Origin of the sequence: Aedoeadaptatus coli (assembly GCF_900343085.1) — a bacterium.
GTDB lineage: Bacteria > Bacillota > Clostridia > Tissierellales > Peptoniphilaceae > Aedoeadaptatus > Aedoeadaptatus coli.
In genome coordinates this window covers 17,490-42,711 of record NZ_OPYI01000001.1, presented here as the reverse complement: position 1 = coordinate 42,711, position 25,222 = coordinate 17,490, and the positions used below count along the sequence as shown (strand labels likewise).

General features: G+C 51.7%; 20 protein-coding genes and 1 riboswitch. Of the genes, 4 read left to right on the top strand and 16 right to left on the bottom strand.

Annotated elements, in window-relative coordinates:
* Window positions 1-68: 68 nt before the first annotated feature.
* From DG046_RS00255 to DG046_RS00215, 9 genes are all read right to left on the bottom strand, one after another.
* The gene (locus DG046_RS00255; RefSeq protein ID WP_108830620.1) at window positions 69-821 is read right to left on the bottom strand and encodes a formate/nitrite transporter family protein; all 753 of its coding nucleotides are present in this window, start codon (window positions 819-821) and stop codon (window positions 69-71) included.
* Window positions 822-920: 99 nt separating this feature from the next.
* Complete coding sequence (locus tag DG046_RS00250; RefSeq protein ID WP_108830619.1) at window positions 921-2,072, bottom strand: ABC transporter permease subunit; 1,152 nt, start codon at window positions 2,070-2,072, stop codon at window positions 921-923.
* Window positions 2,065-3,135: an ABC transporter permease subunit gene (locus tag DG046_RS00245; protein WP_234411427.1), complete on the bottom strand. Its 1,071-nt coding sequence runs from the start codon at window positions 3,133-3,135 to the stop codon at window positions 2,065-2,067. Before DG046_RS00245 ends, DG046_RS00250 begins: the two co-directional genes overlap by 8 nt.
* Entirely contained in the window at window positions 3,128-4,723 is a 1,596-nt protein-coding gene (locus DG046_RS00240; protein WP_108830617.1) for a sugar ABC transporter ATP-binding protein, read from the bottom strand. The genes DG046_RS00245 and DG046_RS00240 overlap by 8 nt, the downstream gene beginning before the upstream one ends.
* 76 nt (window positions 4,724-4,799) lie before the next feature.
* Window positions 4,800-6,143: a DUF3798 domain-containing protein gene (locus tag DG046_RS00235; protein WP_108830616.1), complete on the bottom strand. Its 1,344-nt coding sequence runs from the start codon at window positions 6,141-6,143 to the stop codon at window positions 4,800-4,802.
* Window positions 6,144-6,333: 190 nt separating this feature from the next.
* Entirely contained in the window at window positions 6,334-8,514 is a 2,181-nt protein-coding gene (locus tag DG046_RS00230) for a YhgE/Pip domain-containing protein (RefSeq protein WP_108830615.1), read from the bottom strand.
* The gene (locus DG046_RS00225; RefSeq protein ID WP_108830614.1) at window positions 8,507-11,035 is read right to left on the bottom strand and encodes a YhgE/Pip domain-containing protein; all 2,529 of its coding nucleotides are present in this window, start codon (window positions 11,033-11,035) and stop codon (window positions 8,507-8,509) included. Before DG046_RS00225 ends, DG046_RS00230 begins: the two co-directional genes overlap by 8 nt.
* Before the next feature lie 201 nt (window positions 11,036-11,236).
* Window positions 11,237-11,596 carry a hypothetical protein gene (locus DG046_RS00220; protein WP_159082001.1) on the bottom strand — a complete coding sequence of 120 codons (360 nt, stop codon included), beginning with the start codon at window positions 11,594-11,596 and terminating at the stop codon, window positions 11,237-11,239.
* A 108-nt stretch (window positions 11,597-11,704) separates the two neighbouring features.
* Window positions 11,705-12,871, bottom strand: a complete 1,167-nt coding sequence (locus tag DG046_RS00215; protein WP_199909554.1) for a CD0519/CD1768 family membrane protein — start codon at window positions 12,869-12,871, stop codon at window positions 11,705-11,707.
* Between the two features lie 809 nt (window positions 12,872-13,680).
* Here DG046_RS00215 and nifJ point away from each other — a divergent pair.
* The gene (gene nifJ / locus DG046_RS00210) at window positions 13,681-17,202 is read left to right on the top strand and encodes a pyruvate:ferredoxin (flavodoxin) oxidoreductase (RefSeq protein ID WP_108830612.1); all 3,522 of its coding nucleotides are present in this window, start codon (window positions 13,681-13,683) and stop codon (window positions 17,200-17,202) included.
* A gap of 80 nt (window positions 17,203-17,282) precedes the next feature.
* Here nifJ and DG046_RS00205 read toward each other — a convergent pair whose 3' ends face one another.
* The 5 genes from DG046_RS00205 to ribD all read right to left on the bottom strand — a co-directional run bounded on the left by DG046_RS00205 (window position 17,283) and on the right by ribD (window position 21,322).
* A complete protein-coding gene (locus DG046_RS00205) occupies window positions 17,283-17,708 on the bottom strand; it encodes a hypothetical protein (RefSeq protein WP_234411426.1) in 426 nt (141 codons plus the stop codon).
* 205 nt (window positions 17,709-17,913) lie between these two features.
* Window positions 17,914-18,375: a 6,7-dimethyl-8-ribityllumazine synthase gene (gene ribH / locus DG046_RS00195; RefSeq protein WP_108830609.1), complete on the bottom strand. Its 462-nt coding sequence runs from the start codon at window positions 18,373-18,375 to the stop codon at window positions 17,914-17,916.
* Window positions 18,372-19,607: a bifunctional 3,4-dihydroxy-2-butanone-4-phosphate synthase/GTP cyclohydrolase II gene (locus DG046_RS00190; protein ID WP_108830608.1), complete on the bottom strand. Its 1,236-nt coding sequence runs from the start codon at window positions 19,605-19,607 to the stop codon at window positions 18,372-18,374. The genes ribH and DG046_RS00190 overlap by 4 nt, the downstream gene beginning before the upstream one ends.
* Window positions 19,608-19,616: 9 nt before the next feature.
* A complete protein-coding gene (locus DG046_RS00185; protein ID WP_108830607.1) occupies window positions 19,617-20,255 on the bottom strand; it encodes a riboflavin synthase in 639 nt (212 codons plus the stop codon).
* Entirely contained in the window at window positions 20,237-21,322 is a 1,086-nt protein-coding gene (ribD, locus tag DG046_RS00180; RefSeq protein ID WP_108830606.1) for a bifunctional diaminohydroxyphosphoribosylaminopyrimidine deaminase/5-amino-6-(5-phosphoribosylamino)uracil reductase RibD, read from the bottom strand. The genes DG046_RS00185 and ribD overlap by 19 nt, the downstream gene beginning before the upstream one ends.
* A 75-nt stretch (window positions 21,323-21,397) precedes the next feature.
* Window positions 21,398-21,512: riboswitch (FMN riboswitch) on the bottom strand.
* Window positions 21,513-21,698: 186 nt separating this feature from the next.
* On the opposite strand from ribD, the gene DG046_RS00175 reads away from it, so the two are divergent.
* Window positions 21,699-22,238 carry an RNA polymerase sigma factor gene (locus DG046_RS00175; RefSeq protein ID WP_108830605.1) on the top strand — a complete coding sequence of 180 codons (540 nt, stop codon included), beginning with the start codon at window positions 21,699-21,701 and terminating at the stop codon, window positions 22,236-22,238.
* A complete protein-coding gene (locus tag DG046_RS00170; protein ID WP_108830604.1) occupies window positions 22,231-23,064 on the top strand; it encodes a hypothetical protein in 834 nt (277 codons plus the stop codon). The genes DG046_RS00175 and DG046_RS00170 overlap by 8 nt, the downstream gene beginning before the upstream one ends.
* 83 nt (window positions 23,065-23,147) lie before the next feature.
* Here DG046_RS00170 and rpsI read toward each other — a convergent pair whose 3' ends face one another.
* Both rpsI and rplM read right to left on the bottom strand, forming a co-directional pair.
* Window positions 23,148-23,537, bottom strand: coding sequence for a 30S ribosomal protein S9 (rpsI, locus tag DG046_RS00165; RefSeq protein WP_108830603.1), 390 nt, complete (start codon window positions 23,535-23,537; stop codon window positions 23,148-23,150).
* Between the two features lie 15 nt (window positions 23,538-23,552).
* On the bottom strand, window positions 23,553-23,981 hold the full coding sequence (rplM, locus tag DG046_RS00160; protein WP_108830602.1) for a 50S ribosomal protein L13: 429 nt from the start codon (window positions 23,979-23,981) through the stop codon (window positions 23,553-23,555).
* Window positions 23,982-24,324: 343 nt separating this feature from the next.
* Here rplM and DG046_RS00155 point away from each other — a divergent pair, with 343 nt between their 5' ends.
* Window positions 24,325-25,101: a restriction endonuclease gene (locus DG046_RS00155; protein WP_159082000.1), complete on the top strand. Its 777-nt coding sequence runs from the start codon at window positions 24,325-24,327 to the stop codon at window positions 25,099-25,101.
* Window positions 25,102-25,222: the final 121 nt, after the last annotated feature.

The following is a 25,222-nucleotide window of genomic DNA, read 5'->3' as shown; positions in this document are numbered from 1 at the left end:
CCGAGCTTTTAAGCATGGAAATAAGCAAAAAGCGACCGGAACGCCGATCGCTTTGCTATTAGAAAAATTTATTTTTTCGCCATAAGGGTGTAGGGCACGGCGACGAAGAAAACGCCCCCGATCATATTGCCCAAAGAGACCGTTAAAATATTGTAGAGGTAACTTCCCATGGTCATGGCCGTGGCCGGCGCCATAAAATCCAGGGATAAGAGCGTCATATTGGCGACGGAGTGTTCGAAGCCTGCGGTGAAAAAAATGACGATGATCCAGAAGATCATAATGAGTTTCCCCGACTCCGAGGCCATTTTTATGGAGCACCACACGCCGAGGCACACGAGCATATTACATAATGCGGCGCGAAGAAGCAGCGCGCCGAAGGGAATGCTCACCTTTGCCGCAGCCGCCTTCGCCACCGTCTCGCAGAAGGCCTCGGTCATAAGCCCGGTGCGGGAAAAAATCCAGGCGAGAAGAATGCTCCCCAGCCAATTGCCCACGTAGCAAATCAGCCAGAGCTTCAGCATCTCCTTGGCCGACACGGTTTTTTGCATAAAGCCCGTGGCCATGACCATGTTATTGCCCGTAAAAAGCTCCGCCCCGGCCATAACGACTAAACTCAAGGCACAGGCGAAGGACATGCCCATGAAAAGCTTCATAAGGGGCAAGGAGCCCATGGAGCCAATTGTAAAGGAAAGCAAAATACCGAAACCGATGTACATCCCCGCCATGAGGGATGAGACGAAATAGCCGCCGGGATTTTCATTTAAAAAGCGAACCTTGTCCGCCGCCGCCTGCCCGACGCGGTCGACTTCATTCTTAAACATAAACACCTCCTGGAAAAACCAATCCTTTTTCGATGCTATCTATTTTACCACCTCTTGCGGCCAAAATGAAAAGAGACCCTTTCGAGTCTCTTCATCATGTTACGATGCCGCCGATTCACCGGATGTGGGTTCGCCGCCACTCAATGCCTCTCGCCTGTTTTCCTGACGCGCTTCTTCCGCTTGTTTCAGGCGGTTGTACGCGTGCATAATCAAGGCAACGGTTACGACGCCGTAGGAGATGAAGGTACGGAAGTACTCGCCCATCATGGCATCGCCGGTAAGGATCCGGCCGGCTTGGGGCAGGATAATAAACATTAAGTGGAACAGCATGGTTCCCAAAACGGCGTTGGGAATGGAGGCCCGCATGACGCTGGCGCCGCCGACGAGGATGGAGGCCGCCGCGTAAAGGGCCGCTTGGTCTTGCCCGGCGTAGGTGGCCAGGGTGCCGATGTTTTGCAGATAGATAATTTGCCCGTAGCAGGCCAATACGGTGGAGATGACGATGGATTGTACCCGCACCTTGTCGGAGTAGATCCCGGCATTTCCGGAAATCACTTGGTCCATGCCGACGGCCTTCATGTCGTGGCCCAGCTTGGTCTTTTTGAACCATACAATGAAGACGCAGAGCAGGGCGATGATCAAAATCGTCACCACGGGGATGTCGATGTTTACCCTTTGCGTCGCCGACACGGGGAAATTAATGTTGTAGAGCAGAATGTTGTCGATGGCATGACCCGTCGTCAGGGTAATGGAGTTTTTGATTCCGTAGCCTTTCGACAAAATCATGGATTGATTGTGCATGGGCACCAAGGACCCGCACAGGTAGAGCAAAAAGAGCATGTACACGCCCAGCATAAAGAAGGCGAGCATCATTGAGGTGATCATTTCTCGACCCCGGGCACGATTTAAGACGTGGCCGGAGAATTTGCCCAGCATAATGGCGATGGGCGTGCCGATTAAGACGGCGACGAGAATGCCGGCCGGGCCGGTGATGCCCCAGTCTTGGGCGAAGATCAGGCCGATTTGGCCGCTCATGGCGCCCAGGGGGATACCGAAGTTGATCCCCATGCCGGCGATAATGGGAATGATCAGGGAAAGGACGAGGAAGGTGTTGCGCACCATGCGCTTGCCGATTTCCGAGGTAACGTAGCTTAAGGGGGGCTTTGCGATCCATAAGCCGATGGCGATGATGATTGTAAACAGAATCGGCACGGCGTATCGCGACAGCTTTGATGTAAAGGACTTATTCATTGCGATTCCTCCTGGTCAATGCGTAGACGATCATACCGTTGGTGACGATCAATCTGAGAACTTCCGACACGTCGATGTTAATGGCGCCGTTGATGACCGTCGGCGTTAAGGTAATAATCCCCTGGAACAGGAAGGTCCCGATGATGACATTGGGGATCGTCGCCTTGTTAATGCTGGCGCCGCCGATTAAGAGGGCCGCGACGGTTTGGAAGGTAAAGGACAGAGGCGATTGATAGAGTTGAATAAATCCGTAGGATTGTTGATAGACGATGATGCCCACTGCGGCGATGACCGTGGAAAGGATGACCGAGAACAGGCGCATGCGGTTGATGTTAATGCCCCCGGCTCTGGCATATTCCGGATTCGATCCCACGGCGGTCATGGCCGTACCGGTTTTCGTGCGGAAGAAGGCCCACACGGCCAGTGCCAGGATGGCGAAGATCAAGTACATCCCCACGGGAATGCGCACGCCGAAAATATGGAAGCTTAAGAAGTCCGTCAAGACACCGGTGGAGGTTCTGGTCCCCGCCGCATCCACGGCGCTGTTCATCCAGTAATCGGCGACGGGAATTTGTTGGGAAAGGCCCTTGCCGGCGTAACTTAATACGGAAACCGGGTTTTTGTAGGGCAGGATCAAGTAGATCATACACATAAATGCCGTAAAGGAATAGCCGACGTAGGTGGCAATCAACATTTCGTCGCCTTTGATTTTGTTGAGCAGGACGCCGTAGCCCCATCCGAAGACGATGGCCACCAAGGCGCCTAACAGCATCCCTAAAAAGATGCCGGCAAAACCCGTGAGGCCGAACTCGATGCTGGTGACGCCGCCTAAGATGCCGGCGACGACGCCGATGGGCAAGCCGAAGTTCAGCCCGCAGCCCGATTGGACCATGGGAATCAAACTAAGAACTAAGATCGAGAACATGCCGAAGCGCGCCAGGACGTTTTCGATGGAATCGCCCAGGGACACGCCGGCGGCCGGTGCCGCCGCAAAGAGGGCCAATAGGAACAGACCGATGATCAGTCGAGGCAGCCCGATTCGTTGAATCCATGTTTTATTCAAGAGTATCCACCTCTACTTTCTCACCACTCATTAATAAGCCGAATTTTCTCGCATCTTCCGTCGCAGGCAAGATCCCCGCGATGCGCCCTTCGCAGATGACGGCGATGCGGTCGCAAATGCTACGCAATTCTTCCAGTTCCGAAGAGATCATGACGATGGTCGTCTCTTCTTCCCGATTGATTTTCTCCAGGGCGTTTAACACCAATTCCTTGGCGCCGATGTCGATCCCGCGGGTGGGCTCCGATACAAACAGGAGCTCCGGATCCATGCACAGGGCCTTGGCGAGGCAAACTTTTTGTTGATTGCCCCCGGAAAGGTTCCCGGCTTTTTGATCGCCGCCGGTGGTTTTAATGGCTAAGGACTGAATGTATTCGTCGGAGACGCGGCGCATTTCCGCTTCGTCTCTGAAGCGCATCCCGAGGACGCGTTTCACGAATTTATTTTGCACCTGCATGGCGTTAAAGGAAATATTCCAGTAAATAGGCTCGTCCAGCAAGAGGCCCACGCCCCGGCGGTCTTCGGAAACGAAGGCGATTTTGCTCTTTAAAATTTTATTGGTGTTTCCGAGTTCCAAAGGTTCTCCGTGAAATTCCACGGAGCCTGTGACGGGATAGGTGCCCAAGATGCCGTTGGCGATGCCGAGTTTGCCTTGGCCGGCGAGACCGGCGATGCCTAAGATCTCCCCTTCACGGACGTCGAGATTCACATCGTAAACCTGTTCGCCGGGCATGTCCACAGCCAGGTTGCGAATACTGAGGGCCACTTCGTCGGAAGCCTTTCTTCGTTCTTCTCTCGCCTCGGGACGAATGCCGTTTTCGCGGCCCACCATCCACGCGGCAATTTGGTCGATGTTCAGACCTTCATTTTTTCGGCGTTCCACGATTTCGCCGTCTCTTAAAACGACGATGGAATCGCACACATTTAAGATCTCTCTCAATCGGTGGGTGATGAAGATAATGGCGATGCCCAGATCCGACAATCGTTTCAATGCCGCCATGAGTTGGTCGGCTTCGGATTCCGTCAAGACGGCGGTGGGCTCGTCCATAATAATAAGCTTCACATCTTCTCGGGTAATTTCCCGAGCGATTTCGATAAACTGTTTATGACCTACGGGCATTTCGGACACCATCCCTCTCGGGTCGATGGCCACGCCTAAGGTATCAAGGGATTCGCCGGAGAGGGCGATGTTTGCCTCCGTGTCAATGGTGGCGTATTTCTTTCCGAAGATGGAAGAGATCACCGATTGCTTGGTGCGCTCCATATTAAACGTAATGTTTTCGGCGGCGGTAAAACCGGGAATTAAGTTAAACTCCTGGTGCACCATGCCGATCCCCGCATCCAACGCGTCGATGGGGGATTTAAAGTCGATGGGCTCTCCGTTCAGTAAAATTTCTCCGTCGAAGCCTCCGGTGTCCCGGATGACTTCCATTCCGAAGATAATGTTCATTAAGGTCGATTTGCCTGCGCCGTTTTCGCCGACGAGCCCGAGAATTTCCCCGGGCGCCAGGGCGAAGCTCACGTCTCTTAATACGACGTTTTCGCCAAAGCGCTTTTCGACATGTCGAACCTCCAACATGTTCTCAGCCAAAATTTACCTCCTAATAGGAAATAAACCAACGAAAATCGCTGGTTTATCTCCGATGCTTATGCTCGTCTTGCGACGATTATTCACCTGTTTCGCCTTCCGCTTGTTCTTGCGATGCTTTAATTGCATCCAAGTCGATATTCATGGTCATATATTTTTCAGGTACTTCGACCTTATCCATGCCCAGGTAACCCTTGCCGTAGACATAGGTGTCTTGTGCGAGCAGGATGTGATTGTCTTTCTTTTCGCCGGATGCACGGTCGACGTAGTTGACGGCCATCCATTTTGCACCTTCGGTGTAGTTGTCGACGCAGTCGATGATGTTGTCGATGTTGGTGAGTTCCATTTTGCCGTGGAGAACTTCTTGTACTAAGTCAACGGCACCTAAGGTGAGGGAGTAACCTAAGGAGTATGCCCAGGTACCCATGCGACCGGAACCGCCGGCTGCGACAACTGATTTTTCGACTTCGGCGTTGATGGCTTGCCAGTCACCGGCCTTATCTTGAATGTCGACGGAGAATGCTTTCGGATAACCCATAATCGGGGAAGGTAAGTCTTGTTCGACGAAGATGGCGCCGCCGGCTGCAACCCCTCTTAACAAGGGTTCCGTGTGGGCGTCGTTGGTACAGAAGAACGCCGTGTCCTTGCCGTATTTGTCGATCCAGGGTTGAATGTTTTCTGCGATGTATTGTTGTGCGCCGGGAACACCGATGTCGGTGGTCGGGTCGGGAGCGTTTAAGGAAATAAATTCAAGACCTAAGTCCTTGCAGGCTTCTTCCATAATGGCACGACGCAGAGCCAAGAGCTCGATGGACATGTGGCGGGGGAAGGTAATGTGTGCAAACTTCGTTGCGCCCATGTCTTTTGCAGCCTTGATGATGCGGTAGCCGCGGCTGACGTTGTCGGCGTCTAAGACTAAGTCCGAGCTGTTTTCAGCCATGACCGTATCTTCTTGTGCGGTTAAGTTGATCAAGATAATGTCCGGGCGTTTGGCGCGGATTTGTTGGAATGCGGCGGAGGTTCCGGGAACCGCTTGGTTCACGATGACAGCGCGCATATCCGGGTCGTCTGCCATGGCGACGATTTTGGAAATGGTGGTTTCTTGTTCCGCTTCGAAACGGTCCGGATAGGTGTCGTGGCGAATCATGCCGCCTTCGTCGGCGTTGCCGTATTTCTTAATGGCTTCTTGAGCCGCACGGAATTCGTCTTCCGCTTGGGATACGGTACCGGTGATAATACCGATATGGATCGTGTCGCCGTCTTTTAAGGTTTCGAATTTTGCACGAGTGGCTTCTTGGGGCGCATCTTTGCCGCCGTTGTCGCCGGCTTTTCCGGTATCGACTTTGGTACAGGCTGCCGTGAACACTAACAGCATCATGGCTACGAGAGCCATGGACAGAATGCGTCTTCTTCTTAGTTTCATAGTCATCTCTCCTAAATCCCTAAGTATTTTTTCTGCACTTAAGTGTTTCCTTAAGTTGCTAATATTCTAGTCTACTAAAGTCCGAAAGTCAAGGAATTATAAAAGTCTGTTCCATTTTCCCACTAAAAAAATTAATAATAAAAAATCTTCCCCGTCGCAAAAAGGACAGAGAAGATTTTTTCTCGTTTGTCTACATTATTTTGGTCTCTTCCAATCGCTCCATAAAGCGGTCGTTCAGTTTTACAATGGGCTTTCTGAGAACGAGGCCGAGCACCAAGGATCCGATCAGATAGATTTGTAGGATTAAGAGGGAGCGGGTGTAGGTTGCGCCGTAAAAACCGGCGATGGTTTCTTTCATGGCATTCATGCTGTACACGAAGGGCAAGAAAGGATACATGACTCTGAAAAATTTCGGCGCCACATCGATGGGAAAGGTCCCGCCGCTGCCCGCCACTTGAATAACCATGAGCACGACGCAGATGGCTTTTCCGATGTCGCCGAAGGAGACGGTCAAGGTGTAGATGACCATGGTGAACACCATGGATGCCACCCAGGTGGTAAAGAGGAAATGGGCCGGATGCAAACACTGAATGTCCAAAAAGTACAGATCGCCCAAGGCGATGAGCAGGCTTTGGATGGTGGCGATAATCAGAAACAGACTCAGCCTTCCCAAATACTGCTCGTGGGGCTTAAATTCGCCGTATTTCTCTTCGTAGGACGCCGGCGTCTTCACGTCGATCAATGCAACCTGGATCACCGCGCCGACCCACAATGCCAAGGTCGTGTAGAAGGCCGCCATGGCCGATCCGTAGTTTTCCACGGCAAAAATGTGGTGGATGCGCGTCTGCATGGGCTTTGCGAGGAATTGGCTCAACTGTTTCGTATCTTCCGATAAAAAGAGTTTTATCTTGTCCACGCCTTCGGAATTTTCCAATACCACGGTTTTGTCGTAGAGGTCGTCGACGGATTGTTTCGCCCCGTCGATTAATTCAATGGAACGATCCATATGATTGGATAAATCGGACAAATTTCCCTGAAGCCGGGCCGACAGGCGGGCCACTTCCTTCGCCGACTGACGGGCATCGGCCCAGAGTTTTTCCGTATCTTTGCCCACGCCGTCCAATTGATTTTGAACGGAATCCAGGCGCGCAAACATGGTTTCGTTGATTTCCCGGCGAAGGGCATCTAAATTCTCTTGGTTTCTCTCTTTGCTGTCGAGAAATTCACGGCGCAAGGCGGCGATGTCTTCGTAGGCTTCGGCCTCCCCGTCGTCCACGGCCTTGAGGTCCTTGAGCATGGCCTCTTCGTAGCCTTTGCTTCGGCAAATTTTTTCCGCCGCCCGTTCCAAGCCCATAAGGGGAATGGGGAGTTCGTCATTGAGATCCGTGATTTTTCTCACCATCTCTTCTTTGTCTTTGATGTCCTGTTCCAAGGTGCTGATCACGGCCCGACGATTGGCCACAAAGCGGTCACGCTTCGCTTCTCCGTCTTCGAAGAGGTCGTCCACGTCGCCGCCTAATTTTTCCATGTAGGCGATGTTTTTATCCAAGGCCGTTTCCATGTTTCGGCGAAAGAGGTTTAATGTGGATTTTAATTCATTTAAATCCTTTCGATCTTCCTTCATACGCCCCATGTTTTCGTCCAGGGCGCTTTTGGACGTATCCATGAGATTGTCGCCGCTTTTCATGACCACTTTCGAGGCCTCGGCCAATTGTTTAAAGGAGCGCAGGGTGGCGGCCTGCACGCTTAAGGCGTCGCTGCTTTGGCCCAATTGTTGCTGCAGCTGATCCCACAGGGCGTCGGTGCGGGCATTTTCCCCGTCTTCTTTGAACGTCAGAAGGGAATCGAAGACCGTGTCGTAGAGGGTTTTCGTGAAGGTTTCTTTCACCCAATCGGTTAGATTGCCCGCTTCTTTTCCCACAACTTTCGGGGCGATGGCGTTTTTCTTTTCGTTGACATAGTACTCCAGCTCCGGCGCTTCGCCTCCCGGAGACAGGAATGAAAACATCTTTTCACTGAAATCGGCGGGAATAATAATGGCGGCGTAATAGGTGCCGCTTTTCACGCCTTCCACGGCATCTTCCCGGTCCGTAAAGATCCAATTCACCGTCTCTTCCACGGCGAGGTTCATCTTCAGCTTCTCGCCGATGTCGAAGGTTTTGGGAATCAAGGTGGGCTCGTAGCCCTTGTCTTCATTGACCACGGCCATGGGAATGTTCTCCGTATGTTTGTAAGGATCCCAGGAGGCGGCAATGTTAAACCAGGCGTAGAGGCAGGGAATCAAACTAATGCCCAAAAACACCACGAGGACGATGCTGTTGTTTTTAATTCTGGAAAAATCTTCCTTAATATGGTTCTTAATTTTATTCATGGGCGTCCTTGCCTTTCAGTCGATCCAGTACTTCCGATTCGGAAAGGGCCAACCACTCCGCTTCCACTTCGTAGCGACGGCGGTAATATTCCAGCCAAATCAAGTAGGTTGCAAAGGCGATAATAGAGGCGACCCAAATGACCAGGTAGCGAATCTTGGTGTCCATGCCCAGGAGCAGGCAGAGGGAAATGCCGGGCACCAGGGCCAGGGCCACAAAGGCGTAGTACTTCTTTTTTTCATAGCCGGCAAAGAAGCGTGCGTGCTTATCCTTCACGCGTTCCAAGCCTCGAGTATCTTGGGATAAAATCATGGGGATCAAGTCGCCGCTCATAATGCTTTGTTTTTCCGGAAGGTCGCCGTGGATCAACTCGCTTTCCGCCAGTCTTAAATCGAAAATATGGTTGAGGCCGCCGAAGATCCGAGGACCGACCAGGCCGATGAATAGAGACAGGGGCAAATAGGCCAGCAATATCAGCCAATATTTTCCCAAATGGAATCCATACACGCCGAGCATGGCCTCCCGCATGGCGTCGATGCCGTAGTGGAAGGGCAGCGCGGGATAGATGGAGCGGAAAAAGGGTGCCATCATTTCGATAGGATAGGTGCCGGAAGCGCCGGGAATTTGCAGGATCAGCACGATAACGGCGATGGCCTTGCCGATGTTTCTGAAGGTGGCCGCCAAGGAATAGATCATGGACACATAGGCCAGGGAGGACAAAAGGGCCGTAAGCACAAAGAGGAAGGGATGGGCGCACTGGACCTTCAAAAGCCACAGGTCGCCGACGCTGACGATAAGGGCCTGAATCAGGCCGATCGAGGCAAAGAGGGCCCAGCGGCCGACGTAGGCTCCTTTAAAGCTCAATGGTTCCACGGACTCGTCTCTGTCTACGTCGATTTTTATAATCGAAATAAGAATCATGCCGCCGACCCAAAGGGCCAGGTTCGTGAAAAAGGGCGTCATGGCGCTGCCGTAGTTCTCGCTTTGATAAACCACGTGTTCGTTGATCTTCACCGGACTTTCCATAAAGGTGGTAAAGGTGTTTTCGTCGAAGATGGTAGCCCGGCGAATTTTTTCGTAGAGGGGACCGCGGTCCAATTGCCCCAAATCCTTTTGCAGGCCGGAAATGCTGTTTTGGGCGCGTCCAAGGCTCTCCAAGCTGTTTTCCACGGTTTTGTGGGCTTCGCCGCACATGGCCTCCATGTCGCCGAGCAGGCGATCAAATTCGTCCAGGAGCACGGGCATGGTGGATAAGCTTGCGGAAAAATGCCCTTCCACCTGATTCAGCAAATCGAAGCTTTGATTCATGATAGGAGGAACGCTGCTCCGGAAATCAAGCCTTAAATCGTCGAGGGCGTCAGAGGATTCCTTCAGGCGATTTTGAATCGTGCGGTGGTTGTCTTCCAGAGAGATTCTCGCCGATTTGATGGCCGCATTTTGCTCCCTCGCGGCGTCTAAAAGGGCGCCGTTTCTTCTATTGATTTGCTGCCAACGCCCCACGACATCCAGGGGCCGCGCCTCTTTCGGTATGGGCGTGAGGCAGTCCAAATCCCTCAGAATTCGTCTGTTTATATCGTTAATCAATTCCATGTCCACGAGACTGCGCTCGATGCGCTGCTTTTCATGGGTAAAGTCTCGGTCCAAAGATAAGTACTTTTTCTCGGAATAGGTGTCTGCCATGCGCGCCATGCGATCCATGTCGTCCATCATGTCTTCGTAGGCGCCGGCGATCTTTTCACTTTGCCGCCGGGTCTCTTCCAGGAGCGCCGAGGCTTCATCCAGCGTAATTTCGCCTTTTCTCACCGCATCCTTCAAAGCCGTGACGTCCTTGCGGGCGCCGCGGCTCAATTCCGACAGGCGATTCAGCTCGCCGTCCATGTTTTTTAACACCGTTTCATATTCCGCCAGGTTTTGATTCACCTTGCCCAGACTTTGAATGGCATCGTCGCGCTTTTCCTCCGTCTCGCCGCGGAAATCCGTCGTGGTCTTCGCCACTTTTTCCCCTAAAATCTCCGAACTCATGGCCACGAAGCGACTGTCGATTTGCGCTTCCAGGGTGCCGAGCCCCGTGGAGGTAATCTTCGGCGCGATGGCGTTGAGTTTTTCGTTGACGTAGTAATCCAGGGCCGGGAAGCGAATGGCGCCTTCATCTAAAATGGACAGAAAAGACGAGGAAAAATCCGAAGGAATGACGATGGCGGCGTAGTAATCCCCCGCCTTCACTCCCTCGATGGCCGCCTCTTTATCCACAAAGGTCCACCCGAGCTGGTCGTTCTTTTTTAGTTCCGCCACGATTTCGTCGCCGGCATTGAGGTCCTTTCCCTGAAAGGGCACGGCTGTGTCTTCGTTGGCGACAGCGATCTTTACCTGATCCAAATTTCCATAGGGATCCATGTTTGCGGCAATATTGAACCACGCGTAAAAAGACGGAAGCAAAGAAATACCCACGAGAACGAGAAGTGCCGCCTCGTTGGTCAGTATCCGCTTAAAATCCCGTTTTAAAATTGTCATTACTTTTTTCATAAAGGCTCTTTCCAATATTCGATTGATCCGTACCGGTCGCTAAAATGGTTTTCTCCGATTTATAATTTTTACCCGCCATAGGGGCAAATACACAAACTTCCGTTCTTTTCTTTTTCCATTTATTTCCCATATTTTGAAAATAAAAAAATACAGGCCTCAAATCAAAACAGGATCTCCGCAGAGATCCCATGGCTGTTCATCTTATGATTGTTTTACATTGCGAATTAACTTCGTAAAAAGCAGAAGCAAGCCGCCGAAGAGGACACCGATAATCAGACCCTTTGCCAATGTCAGCGCAAAAAAGAACAGCGACAAGGCGACGATAAGCCCGCCGTGAAGCATCGGCCCGCCGAAGAGCACTTCTTCGCCTTCAGGAGACATGCCCCGGCCGCGGCGCAATTCAAGATGAAAGACGACGAAGCCGATGGCCGCAAGGGCCATGCCCCATGCGGCGATGAAATTCGTGGTCGCCCGCATAAATCCCGCGGCCATTACCCCTTGCCTCAATAAAATCATGGCGATGCCGAGAATGGCATAGCTTCGTAATCTTTTTTTATTCAAACTTTGCAAATTGATTCCCCATTTCTTTCACGGTTTTCTACATGATTTTAACACAAATCTCATAAAGGGCAATGAAAAAAAGCGCAGATTCCTCCGCGCCTTTGTGTCTTAACCGATAAGCATAAAAATGAAGTGCGCTGCGATGCCCGCCGCCAAGCCGCCGATGGTGTGGGACAAAATTGCTTTGCCCGCCAATTCTCTGGAATCCAAGGCGTCCATCATGGCGATGTGGGTGCTTAAATAACCGGACCAACACATGCCCATGGCCGTAAAGACGGCGATGTCGTTGGGCAGGGCCACGCCCGTTGCAATAAAGTTCGGCACGAGGGAAATCGCCGCACCGACGGCACCAAGGGCCGTAATGGGAAAGGCGATGGCTTCCGGCGATTGGAATCCGAAGATCGGTTCAAAGATAAATTGCAGCTTTTGGCCGACCAAGGGCAGAAATTCCACGCCTTCGTAGGCCGCGCCGGTGTATTGGCCGCCTTCGCCGGGTCCGAAGGTAATCATCATGACGAAAGTACAGACGATGAGCACGCCGGGGATCACGGACACGCCCATGTCCACGCCGTTTCTTCCCCCTTCGAGGAGCGCATCCAAGGTGCGTTGGAAGAGATTGCCTTCGCGAATGTAGCGGAATTCATTTTTGCCTTCGAGGTCTTCCGCCGTCAAGGTTTCGTCGTAGGGATCTTCGGCCGCGTCGCCGTAATACTTTTTCGTTTGAATCAGCATCAGGCGCACGCTGACGACGGAGCCGATAACAGCGCCGAGATTTCCGATAATGGCCGGCACGATAAATTCCTCGCCTTGGGCGATCATAAAGGTGGTGACGATGAGGCCCATGCCGAAAGATGTCCCTAAATTACAAAGGGCAGGCACTTGATACTTCCTAAAGTATTGGGTAAAGGTCTTGTCCTTTGCAAAGGAGATAATCGCCGGATTGTCCGACAAAAAGGTGGCCACGGCACCGGTGACACTGGCGCCGGGAAGTCCCCAGACGGGTTTCATCAAGGGCGCGAAGATTTTATTAATCAGGGCGATGGCGCCGAATTCCGACATGACGCCGCTAATGGCGCCGGCCAACACGGCCATGGCCATAATTAAAAAGACCGTCGACAAGAGCAGGTCATGGGCCGTGGCCATCATGGTCTTGAACATCATGCCGACGCCCATTTTGTGACCGATTAAATAGAATCCGCCGAGAAGTATAACGAGAAACACAAAAGTCTCGACGCCTATGGCTTTTACTTTCTTCTTTCCATTCATGCTGTCCATAAAAACCTCCGTACACCTGTGTTGCGCCTAAATTTTTCGGATTCATCTCCGGTAACAGAAAATTGATTATTTAAAGATATATTATAATCGAATTTCTCTACGAGATCAATCAAAATTTCAGGCCCCTTAAGGAAAAAGAAATCCCTCAACTCCGTGTCTTCTGACGACTTTTGCTTCGGTTACTTCTCTCTTCTTTCAATTAATTACACCTCGATTAAAAGCATTCATTACATGAATCGGTCTCCCAGCCACCGTCTTACGATTCCATACACTTTTTCCTCCTCTCTTTCTTTCCGGCGATCACTTCCGCCTTCGGATTCGCTTTGTCGACGCCACGGTTCGCGTCCCTTTTTCGTCGACTTTCCCGCCTGCCGAAGATGGGCGCGTAAAATCGGGCCGGGTTAACCATTGCAACGGCTGTCCCTGAAAAATTTCGACCATCGAGTCATTCGGTCCGCACATTTTAATGAAGCTTCGTCATTTTTCTCACCCTTGATTTGTAAAAACAGCCGAAAATTTTTGACTCGGACCGTGAAAGTTTTAACTTTCCCCTTCTTCTTCGTTCATTTTTTAGTTTTTTCAATTTACATCCGCCAATATTGTTGTTTGTCGACAAAATTCTTTAGAAATTATGCTTTTTCACAATTTTCTGAAAATCAGCTATCATTTTTCTACGCCTTTGTATATAATGTTTTTCGAGGACGGGGAATTCAGCCTGATAACGTTTTCACATTCGGGCCGCACCCCGCACCTGTCGGTTCCGCCGACGATTGGACATAATACTCGCAAGAATATTAAGGAGTGTGTACATGACCGAAAAAGTCTATAAGTCTATGGACGGTAACGAAGCGGCGGCTTACGTCTCTTACGCGTTTACCGAAGTAGCAGCAATTTTCCCGATTACCCCTTCTTCCCCCATGGCAGCTTCAGTCGACAGCTGGTCTGCTGACGGAAAGAAGAATCTTTTCGGACAAGAAGTACGTTTAGTAGAAATGCAAGCTGAAGCCGGTGCTGCAGCTACCCTGCACGGCTCTTTGGAAGCGGGCGCATTGACCACGACCTACACCGCATCGCAAGGTCTTGCTCTCATGATCCCCAGTATGTTTCGTACCGCCGGTTCGCTGTATCCGGGCGTTATGCACGTTGCCGCACGTACCTTAGGTTCCCACGTTCTTTCTATTTACGGGGATCATTCGGACGTTATGGCTTGCCGTCAAACAGGCTGGGCCATGCTCGCATCCGGCGATGTTCAAGAAACCATGAACTTGGCCGCCGTCGCCCACTTGGCAGCCATTGAAGGTTCCGTACCCTTCATGCACTTCTTCGACGGTTTCAGAACCTCCCACGAAATTCAAAAAGTCGAAGTCTTCGATTACGAAGATCTGGGCAATCTCTTAAACTGGGATGCCGTCGAACACTACAAACAAAACGCCATGAATCCGGAACGCCCGAAACAAAGAGGGATCGTTCAAAACCCGGATACTTACTTCCAATCCAGAGAATCCATTAACGTTTTCTACGACCGTCTGCCTGAAATCGTAGAAAGCTACATGAATAAAGTCAACGAATTAAAGGGCACGGACTACCGCCTCTTTAATTACTACGGCGCAGACGATGCAGAACACGTCATCGTCGGCATGGGCTCCGTCAGCGGTTTGGTAAAAGACACCGTCGACCGTTTAAATGAAGAAGGCCAAAAGACCGGTTACTTACAAGTTCACCTCTTCCGCCCCTTCTCCAAAAAACATTTCTTAGCTGAAATGCCCAAGAGCGTCAAACGGATTTCCGTCATCGACCGTACCAAAGAACCGGGCGGCAGAGATCCCTTGTTCTTAGACGTTTCCGCTGTTTACAACAACATGGAAAATGCGCCTGAAATTTACGGCGGCCGCTACGGTCTTTCCTCCAAAGACGTGGACCACGCACAAATTAACGCCATCTTCGAAAACCTCAATCAAAACGAACCGAAAGACGACTTCACCGTCGGTATCGTCGACGACGTTACCTATCGTTCCTTACCGGTGGATCACAGCTTCGTTATTCGCAATCCCAAGATCATCAACTGCAAGTTCTGGGGTCTCGGCGGCGACGGTACCGTCGGTGCCAACAAAAACTCCATTAAGATCATTGGCGACAATACGGATATGTATGTACAAGCGTACTTCGAATACGACGCCAAGAAGACCGGCGGGATCACCAAATCCAACCTGCGCTTCGGCCACGAACCGATTCGTAACAGCAACGCCGTTACCTACGGCGACTTCATCGCTTGCCACAACCAAAGCTACATTTCCCGTTACGACATCGTCAACGAAATTCGTCCGGGCGGCGTCTTCTTATTGAACACCACCTGGGACGACGAAACCCTCGCAGGTCATTTGCCCAACAAGGTTAAGAAATACCTGGCTGAAAACGACATTCAATTCTACACCATTGACGCCGTCGAATTGGCTGAAGAAATCGGCTTAGGTCGTCGTACCAACACGATTCTGCAATCCGCATTCTTTAAGCTCGCAGAAATCATCCCCATGGATGAAGCCGAACGCTTAATGAAGGAATTTGCAAAGAAATCTTACGGCAAAAAAGGCGATAAGATCGTCAACATGAACTACAAGGCCATCGAAGTGGGCTACCAAAACCTCCGCAAATTCGAAGTACCGGCCGAATGGAAGAACCTCACCGTGGAAAAACCGGAAGTCGATCCGACTTTATCCGACTACGTCCGCAACATGATGCTTCCCATTACGGAACTTCACGGGGACGACCTGCCCGTATCCGCATTTAAAGGCTACGAATCCGGCTTCATTCCCTTGGGTACCTCGAAATTCGAAAAACGGGGCATCGCCGTTCACGTTCCCCGTTGGCAACCGGATAACTGTATCCAATGTAACCAATGTTCTTTCGTCTGCCCCCACGCAGCCATTCGCCCCTTCTTGTTAGATGAAGAAGAAGCAAAGAACAAACCCGAAAACTTCCGCACACTCCCCGCGAAGGGCTTCAAAGAATACGAATTCGCCATTCAAGTGGATCCCCTCGACTGTACAGGATGCGGCAACTGTGTTCAAACTTGCCCGGCCAAGGAAAAAGCCCTGGTCTTCGAAGATTTCGAAACACAACTTCCGGAACAAGAAAACTGGGATTACGCCATGACCTTGTCCCACAAGAAAAACCCCATGGACAAGTTTACCATCAAGGGTAGCCAATTCGAACAACCGCTTCTCGAATTCTCGGGCGCATGTGCCGGCTGTTCCGAATCTCCCTATGCGAAACTTCTCACCCAACTCTTCGGCGACAGAATGTACATCGCCAATGCGACGGGTTGTTCCCAAGCTTGGGGCTGCGCATTCCCCATCGCACCTTACACCACCAACCACCAAGGCTTCGGTCCCGCATGGTCCAACTTGTTGTTTGAAAACAATGCGGAATTCTGCTTAGGTCTGTACCTGGCTACCGGTCAACAACGTGAAAAAGTGGCCATGGAATTGGATAAGGTCGCTGCAGCCATCGACGACAAAGAAGCAAAAGCCGCCATCAAAGAATGGGTCGACAACTACAATGTCGGCGAAGGCACCCGCGAACGCAGCGACGCTGTGATCGAAGCGCTGAAACGCCTGGATCTCGACGGCGAAGCCTTGAAGGCAAGAGACTATGTCCTCGCTCACAAAGAACAACTCACCAAGAAATCCTTCTGGATGTACGGCGGCGACGGCTGGGCTTATGACATCGGCTACGGCGGATTGGACCACGTCCTCGCAACAGGCGCCGACTTAAACGTCCTCGTCGTTGACAACGAACTTTACGCCAACACCGGCGGTCAATCCTCGAAAGCTACCCCGAAGGGTGCTGTCGTACAATTTGCCGCTGCAGGTAAGAAGACCGCGAAGAAAGACTTGGGTCTGTTGGCCATGAGCTACCGCGACATCTACGTCGCCAAGGTCGCTCTCGGTGCCAATATGAACCACTTGATCAAGGTCATTAAAGAAGCCGAAGCTTACGACGGACCGTCTCTCATCGTCGCATACTCCCCCTGTATCAACCACGGTATTACCAAGGGCATGGCTTATGCTACGAAACAACAAAAAGAAGCCGTCGAAAGTAACTACTGGCAACTGTACCACTACAATCCCGAGCTCATCGCCAAGGGCGAAAATCCCTTCATCATGGATTCCAAGGAACCCTCCAAGTCCTATCGCGAATTCCTTATGAGCGAAAACCGTTACGCATCCCTGCTCCGTCGCTCCCCCGAAGAAGGCGAAGAACTTCTCGACGCTTCGGAAGAAGATGCAAGACAAACCTACAAACGCTACAAAGAACTGTCTGAAGAAAACTAATTTTCAGCTTAATCACAAAGACCCTCGCCTCGGCGGGGGTCTTTTCTTGCGCAAAAAAAGCACCTGCTTTTGCAGATGCTTTACTCTTCGCTCACGGCCTTCCTGTCGTAGCCGATGTAATTCGCCAAAAACAAAATTCCCGCCATGGCGAGAGCCGTCCCGAGGCCCGTATAGAAAAAGGCGATGAAGCTTTCGGGCATCAGGTTCATGACCCGAATGGTAATGCCGAAGGTCATCATAAAGGCCATGATCAGAAAGGATTTTTTATCGAAGAAATTCCACGGCCGCTTGTACTCCTCTTCGTAGCCGTGAATGCGGATCACGTGCTTTCCCACCAAGGGACGGAAGACTTTCGTCCAAAACAGGAAAAACACCAGGGCGGTGAGGCCGACATTGAGCACGCTGAAGGCGTTTGTATAGGCCTGAAGGCCGATTTTTAAGACATTGCCCCCGGCCAGGGACCAAATCAGCCCGGCCAGCAAAAATAAAGTTCTCTTTTTTACCACAATCTCATCTCCTCATAATATGCGCCCACAGACGCTTTATTCGAATCGCCGATACGCAAGTGACACCTTGTCACTTCCATTATACCCTTTTCGCCATGAAAATCATGGCTGTTCGAAAAATTTTTTACGCAAAAAAAGACGCCTCCCGAATCGGAAGCGTCTTTCTGAACTTTTCGCTTATTCTTCTCGCGAAGTTCTACGACCATTACATGGCGTCGAAGAGATCCGCCATTTCCAACACGCTCATGGCCGTGTCGTAGCCCTTGTTGCCGCTCTTCGTGCCGGCCCGTTCGATGGCCTGTTCGATGTTTTCCGTGGTGACGATGCCGAAGCCCACGGGAATGTTCGTATCCAAAGAAACTTTGGCGATGCCCTTGGAGACTTCGCTGCAGACGTAGTCGTAGTGGGTGGTGGCGCCGCGGATCACGGCCCCCAGGCAGATGACGCCGTCGTAGTTGCCGGATTGGGCGAGCTTTTGTGCCGCCAGGGGAATTTCAAAGGCCCCGGGAACGCGGATCAGGCTCAAATCGTCGTCCTTAACGCCGTGGCGATGCAAGCAGTCCAGCGCGCCGTCTAAAAGTTTCGACGTAATAAAGTCGTTGAAGCGGCTCACGACAATGGCGAATTTTTTGCCTTCACCTCTTAGCATTCCTTCGATGATTCTCATTTGTTGGCCTCCTTGTTTTCCTTGTGGCAGTCGCAGTCAAATTCTTTTAAATAGTGGTTCATCTTTTTCGCTTTGGTTTCCAAATAGAAGTGATCGCCTTCGTGGGCTTTGATTTCGATGGGCACGCGCTCGATAATTTCCATGCCGTATTGGCCCAGGTGGTAGACCTTATCCGGATTGTTGGTCAACAGACGCATGGTCTTGGCGCCGAGGTCACGCAGGATTTGCGCGCCGATGTAGTATTCTCTCGCATCTTCCGGAAAGCCCAAGGCCAGATTGGCTTCCACCGTGTCCATGCCCTGATCTTGAAGAGCGTAGGCCTTGAGTTTATTCAAGAGGCCGATGCCACGGCCTTCTTGGCGCATGTAGAGGACGATGCCCCGGCCTTCTTTTTCGATTTGCATCATGGCCCGGGCCAGCTGATCGCCGCAGTCGCATCGCAAAGAGCCGAAGGCGTCGCCGGTTAGGCATTCGGAGTGGACGCGGGTAAGGACATTTTCGCCGTTTCCGATGTCCCCTTTTACCAGGGCCACGTGGTGCTCGCCGTTTAGGGTGTTTCTGTAACCGACCGCTTTAAAGTGGCCGTACTTCGTAGGCATATCCGCTTCGGCTACCCGCTCGATGAGGCAGTCGTGGGTTTTTCTGTATTCTTTTAATTGCTCAATATTAATAAGGGGGACATTTAATTCCTTGGCCAGCTCACAAATGCGATCCCGTTGCATCATTTCCCCGTCATCTTCCATGATTTCGCAGCAAAGGCCCACTTCTTTTAGGCCGGCGAGGCGCATAAGATCCACCGTGCCTTCCGTGTGGCCGTCACGCTCCAATACCCCGCCGGGCTTGGCGATAAGAGGAAACATATGGCCCGGGCGGCGGAAGTCTTCAGCTTTCGAATTGGGATCGGCGGTCATGCGAGCAGTCAATGCCCGTTCAACGGCGCTTATCCCCGTGCTCGTGTCCACGTGGTCGATGGAAACGGTAAAGGCCGTTTCGTGATTGTCCGTATTGTCGGAGACCATGGGCTTTAAGTGCAGGCGATCCGCTTCTTTTTTGCTCATGGGCATACAGATCAGCCCCTTGGCGTAGGTGGCCATGGCGTTTAATTGCTCTGTGGTGCAGGTTTCAGCGGCGACGATCATGTCCCCTTCGTTTTCGCGGTCTTCCGCATCCATGGCAATGATCATCTTGCCGGCTTTCAGTGCTTCAATGGCCTCTTCAATGGTGTTCCACATAATATCCTCCTAAAATCCATGCTTTCTTAAAAAATTCATATCAAGGGGGGAAGCTTCTTCCGCCACTTCATTTTGTCTCAATAAATATTTTCCCACGATGTCGAATTCCACGGTGATGGGATCGCCGGGCTTCAGCGCGCCTAAATTGGTGGAGCGCAGGGTCTCCGGAATGAGGGAGACTGAAAAATCACTCCGCCCGGCCCGCGCCAGGGTCAAACTCACGCCGTTTAAAGTGACCGAGCCCTGGGCCACGAAATAAGGCGCCCAGGCCGGTTCCACACCGATGTGAAGGAGGTAGCCCCCTTCCTTTGGCTCGATGCCCTGAACCTTTCCCACCGTGTCCACGTGGCCCTGAACGATGTGTCCGCCCATGTGCGTCGTGGGGAGAAGGGCCCGCTCCAAATTCACGGCACTGCCCGGCCGCAACTGATCCAGTGCGGATTTCTTCGCCGTCACCGTCATCATGTCCGCCGTAAAGGTGCCCTCCGCCATGGAAGTCACCGTGAGGCAGACGCCGTTGGTGGCGATGGAATCGCCGATCTTCGTATCTTCTAGGACCGTTTCTGCTCTGACCCGCAGGACGATTTTTTCGCCCCGCTTTTCCAGAGCGGCCACGGTGCCCACTTCTTCTACGATTCCCGTAAACATCGTCTGACCCCTCCTATAAACAGGTCCGGCCCCAGCATTTTCACCTCATCAAAGACGAAATCTCGCCGTTCAGTAAGGGAAGCGATGGCCCGGCCCGCGACGGCATCTTTTCCGCCGCCGAACAAGGTCGGGGCCAGGTAGAGGGCGAATTCATCCACTAAATCCTCGTCGATGAGGCTGCCGTGGAGGCGTCCGCCCCCTTCCACCAATATGCGGCCCATGTCCTTGGCGTACAGGTCCTTTAAAACGGCGCGAAGATCCAGCTTGCCCTTCTTCTCTTTCACGACTTCCACGACGACACCCCGTTCTTTTAAGACCTTCATCTTGGCCTCCTCCATATGCACCGTGTAGACGATGGTGGGCTGGGTGCCGTCGTAGACATTGGCTTCGAGATCCACGGCGCCGCGGCGGTCCAAGATAATCCGCGTGGGATCGCCGCCTACGCCGCTGCGATTGGAGAGGCGGGGATTGTCTCTGATCACCGTGTTGGTGCCCACGAGAATCCCGTCGACCACGCCGCGAAGCTTGTGACCGTCATTCCGCGCCGCTTCCGAGGTGATCCATTGGCTTTCCCCTGAATCGGTTGCGATTTTTCCGTCGATAGTCGTAGCAAATTTACAAATCACATAGGGGGTCTGCGTCCTGATGCTGGTGAAAAAGGCGCGGTTAAGCGATTGGCAGGCCGCTTCCAAGACGCCGACATCCACCTGAATTCCCGCCGCCTTCAAAGCGCCGACGCCGCGGCCCGCCACCTTGGGATTGGGATCCAATGTGCCGACCACTACGCGGGCGATGCCCGCCTTTTCAATGGCCACGACACAGGGCGGCGTCTTTCCGTAGTGGGAACAGGGCTCCAGCGTCACGTACATGGTGCCGCCCTTTGGCGACTCTTCCACCTGCTTCAGGCAATCCACCTCGGCGTGGTCCATGCCGAAGCCGTGGTGATAGCCCTCGGCGATGATGCGCCCGTCTTTGACCAAGACCGCACCGACCATGGGATTGGTCTTTGTTTTGCCCAATCCCTTTTTCGCAAGAGCCAATGCCCGATTCATATACTGCTCATCCATAAAGCCTCCTGCATAAAAAAACCGAAGCGCAATGCTTCGGAGTGACAATCAAATGAAAGACAACAAGGGTTGTCTTCGCTTCTTCTTTCATCCGGACTATACCGTCGGTATCGGAATTGCACCGATTCAATCAAAATGACTCGTGGACTTTACCACCGGTGAGGAATCGCACCTCGCCCCGAAGAATACTTATAAAATTGAGGAAATGTTTTCCTTCCATTATGATACCACTTATAGCTTACCCTGTAAAGAAAATTTATCGCCACATGGTTAAAATTTTATCCCCCACTCGGTACAATAAATAAAACGAGAAAATTTTGTAATAAAGAGTGCCCTCCTGCGTATATACAAGTGAAGGGACAAGGAGGTGAAGCCAATGGATAAAACCACCGACATGCCGACGGTCATAGACGATGCCGTCACATTTGAAGCGGTCTACGATCGCTACTTCGATCCCGTGTTTCGGTTCGTCACCTACCGCACCGGAAATCGGGAGGTGGCCAAGGATCTCACGGCAGACATTTTTCTCAAGGTCTACAGGAAGTTTTCCGCCTACGATCCGAAAAAAGGCAGCTTCGAGGTATGGCTCTATACCATCGCCGGCAATCAAGTGAAGGATTACTACCGCCGAAAGAACCGCTTTCAGTGGTTGCCTATCACCGCGGCGAACGACGTGGCGGAAGACGAGCCGGCTGCCGAAGAACAGGTAGAAAACAAAGAAGAAATCGCCTTTTTGCGGCGGGCTGTGAAAAAACTGAAGCCTCGGGATCAACTATTGGTCAGCTACAAATTCGGCGCGGAGCTTTCCAATCAAACCATCGCCGAGCTCATGGACACGAATGCCAATCACGTGGGCGTCATGATCCACCGCTTGCTGAATCAATTGCGAAAAGAAATGGAGGCCTATTATGAATGAAAATAAAAACCCCCACGACGATTTAAGCCAAAATTTAAAAAACCTGTATGAAGCCGACGAAAAAGACAAGCAGGAGGTCTACGCAAAAATGAAAAACAAACAAAGAAAACAATACAAAAAGCCCGCCATCGCCGCGGCCTGCGCCCTTTTAATCGCCACCCTCCCCTTTACGAGCTTCGGCGGCGGCATCGTGAACACGGTGAAACAAGTCGTGAGCCCCTCGGGCCGCATCGTCGTCAACGAAGACGAGCCGGCCGTGGCCATCCCCTTCCCCGAGGAATTAAAGGGAAAGGTCTTCGACAAAGAGGGAAATGAAATCACCGACCTCGAAGTCCTGAAAAAGGCAGAGCACGTCTACTCCAAAGACGGCCGGGAAATCGTGGGAAGCAATTACGACGAAGCCACCCGCACCGGCGAAGTCACCTTTGAGTACGCCGACGAAGCGAAGTCCACAGGCGACAAGGCCCCGGTGGAAGAAATCGCCAAAAAATTAAGCTTCAATCCCCTGGTATTTTCGGATAAATACAAGTACGTGGAATCGGAAATCTTCGCCGATCCGGGGACACTTTCCGATTACGTCGCCTTCACCTATGAAAAAGACGGCAAGACCATCTATATTGACGAGCGGGTCTCCACCCCGGAAAACGCCTATGAAACCGGCGGCGAAGGCAAGATCTACGAAGTCAATGTGGACGGCGTGAAAGTCATCATTCAAGGCCGTGATGCCGACTTCGAACGAGACGGCCTGCTCGTCTCCATCTCCGCCGAAGGCGCGGACAAAGACGATCTCATCGCCATGGTAAAAGATTTACATCTGTTGAAATAACTTCCCCACACCGCCGGTTCGCCCCGGCGGTTTTTTTGCGCAACAAAAAAACACCGCACGCGGCGGTGTTTGTCTGTATGTGCTTAACGTTTGGAGAATTGGGGAGATTTACGGGCTTTCTTCAAGCCGTATTTCTTTCTTTCCTTCATTCTCGGGTCGCGGGTCAAGAAACCTGCTTTTTTAAGAACGGGACGGAAATCGGGATTGGCTTCTTGCAGTGCGCGTGCAAGACCCATGCGGATGGCACCGGCTTGTCCGGTGTAGCCGCCGCCGTTGACCTTGACGAGGACGTCGTATTGGCCTTCGGTTTCCGTAATGGTTAAGGGCTCTTTTGCCACGGTACGTAAGGTTTCGTAACCGAAGAAGTCGTCGAGTTCTCTGCCGTTGACGAGGAATTTACCGCTGCCGGAGAGGAGTCTGACTTGGGCTACGGACGTTTTTCTTCTACCTGTTGCTCTAATTTGATCTGCCATGTAATTCACCCTTCCTTACACTTCGTAGACTTCCGGTTTTTGCGCTTCGTGGGGATGGTTCGGACCGGCGTAAACTTTTAATTTACCAAACATGGACCGACCCAAACGGCTCTTGGGAAGCATGCCCTTGACCGCGTATTCGATGACGCGTTCCGGGTGTTTTTCGCGAATTTCTTTGTAAACAACTTCGCGACGTCCGCCCGGGTAACCGGTGTGGGATGCGTGAATCTTGTTGTCCCATTTGGTGCCGGTTAATTTTACCTTATCGGCGTTAATGACGATAACGAAATCGCCGGTGTCCACGTGGGGGGTGTAAATGGGCTTGTGCTTGCCGCGTAAAAGCGTTGCGACTTCGGTAGCCAAGCGGCCGAGGACTTTATCTTCGGCATCGATGACGTACCATTTTCTATCTACTTCATTGGCTTTCGCCATGGTTGTCTTCATGGATGACCTCCTGCTATATCAAAAGGGATAATGTTCAAAAGTTTCCGGGGCTTTAAAACACTAGCAATTAGTATAGAGCAAACCGCAGTATCTGTCAAGTGTTTTTCGCTGATTTCCGCCCTTTTCTCCCATGGCGAAGTTTTTTACTTCAGGCTATAATAAAGATATGAACGAGAAAGGACGTGACTTATGACGAACCACAACGGGCACCTTCCCCGCTTTAAATATTTTTCCTACGACTGCGACCACCACGTAAAAAAAAGACTACTCCATCGTTCACGACCCGCGGCCCCTGCCTCTCTCCGAGGCCATTACGCGGGCGCTGGAGTATCTCTTGTGGTACGTGCCCAATATTAATTCCTTTCAGTCCCCTTCCAATGTGTTGATTACCGAGCCACTCTACGAGGATTTCAGCTTCGGCCTGGTCACCGAGGCCCTTCGCCTGAATGCCGAGGACATCTTGTTTTTGGATTACATCGACGACGACATCGTAGACTACTACATGGAAGCCATTTGCACCAACTGCCAAAAGGTGATCCTTACCACCGGGGAACACGAGACGAAGATTTCCGCCTTGGTGCGCCACATGCGAAACGCCATCGCCCACGGCTATTTCACCGTAGTTGAGGACCGCATGATCGCCTTTGACGTGAAGCATTTTCCGAAAAAGGAGGATTCCTACGGCTGCACCGCCGTGTTGAAATTGGATCCCCTGCACCTGGTCAGTGCCTTAAAGCTTTTGGAAGAGGAAATGACCCACGAGCGCCTGGCGGCCATGGCCTTTTCCCGCTGCGGCTACGAGATTTTGGAAAACGACTACGACAATCCCGAGCTGCCCTACGATTTTACCATGGAAAAAGACGGCCGCATCTACGCCGTGGAAATTAAGCGCATCGCTATCGAAGGCGTGGCCCACGCGGAACATTTGGACAGCATTCTCGCCCACTTCCCGAAAGAAGTAAAGGATAAGAAGGTGCTTCTCATGGATTCCGCCGTCTTGGATTCCGAGGCAAAAAAGGCCCTTCGTGAAAACAAAATTCTGCTTTTGGACCGGGACAATCTAAAATCCCTTATGTCCGGCGACGATATTTTAAGCCGCATTCAACGAAAGATGAAGTAGATCTTTCTTTTTCTTGTGTGAAAAGCTTATTATTGTCTAAATAAAAGATGTTTAAAAGGAGGAAATACCATGGCATTTGACGATGCAACAGGCGTCGCTGCGGGAGGCGATAAAATTCAGG

Bases quoted from the DNA above. Each gene is read 5' to 3' on its own strand.
- DG046_RS00255 (WP_108830620.1), bottom strand. From the start codon at position 821: ATGTTTAAGAATGAAGTCGACCGCGTCGGGCAGGCGGCGGCGGACAAG.
- DG046_RS00170 (WP_108830604.1), top strand. From the start codon at position 22,231: ATGAATGAAAATAAAAACCCCCACGACGATTTAAGCCAAAATTTAAAA.
- DG046_RS00215 (WP_199909554.1), bottom strand. From the start codon at position 12,871: ATGGACAGCATGAATGGAAAGAAGAAAGTAAAAGCCATAGGCGTCGAG.
- DG046_RS00190 (WP_108830608.1), bottom strand. From the start codon at position 19,607: ATGTGGAACACCATTGAAGAGGCCATTGAAGCACTGAAAGCCGGCAAG.
- DG046_RS00185 (WP_108830607.1), bottom strand. From the start codon at position 20,255: ATGTTTACGGGAATCGTAGAAGAAGTGGGCACCGTGGCCGCTCTGGAA.
- nifJ (WP_108830612.1), top strand. From the start codon at position 13,681: ATGACCGAAAAAGTCTATAAGTCTATGGACGGTAACGAAGCGGCGGCT.
- DG046_RS00235 (WP_108830616.1), bottom strand. From the start codon at position 6,143: ATGAAACTAAGAAGAAGACGCATTCTGTCCATGGCTCTCGTAGCCATG.
- DG046_RS00250 (WP_108830619.1), bottom strand. From the start codon at position 2,072: ATGAATAAGTCCTTTACATCAAAGCTGTCGCGATACGCCGTGCCGATT.
- rplM (WP_108830602.1), bottom strand. From the start codon at position 23,981: ATGAAGACAACCATGGCGAAAGCCAATGAAGTAGATAGAAAATGGTAC.
- ribD (WP_108830606.1), bottom strand. From the start codon at position 21,322: ATGGATGAGCAGTATATGAATCGGGCATTGGCTCTTGCGAAAAAGGGA.
- rpsI (WP_108830603.1), bottom strand. From the start codon at position 23,537: ATGGCAGATCAAATTAGAGCAACAGGTAGAAGAAAAACGTCCGTAGCC.
- DG046_RS00225 (WP_108830614.1), bottom strand. From the start codon at position 11,035: ATGAAAAAAGTAATGACAATTTTAAAACGGGATTTTAAGCGGATACTG.
- DG046_RS00175 (WP_108830605.1), top strand. From the start codon at position 21,699: ATGGATAAAACCACCGACATGCCGACGGTCATAGACGATGCCGTCACA.
- ribH (WP_108830609.1), bottom strand. From the start codon at position 18,375: ATGAGAATCATCGAAGGAATGCTAAGAGGTGAAGGCAAAAAATTCGCC.
- DG046_RS00230 (WP_108830615.1), bottom strand. From the start codon at position 8,514: ATGAATAAAATTAAGAACCATATTAAGGAAGATTTTTCCAGAATTAAA.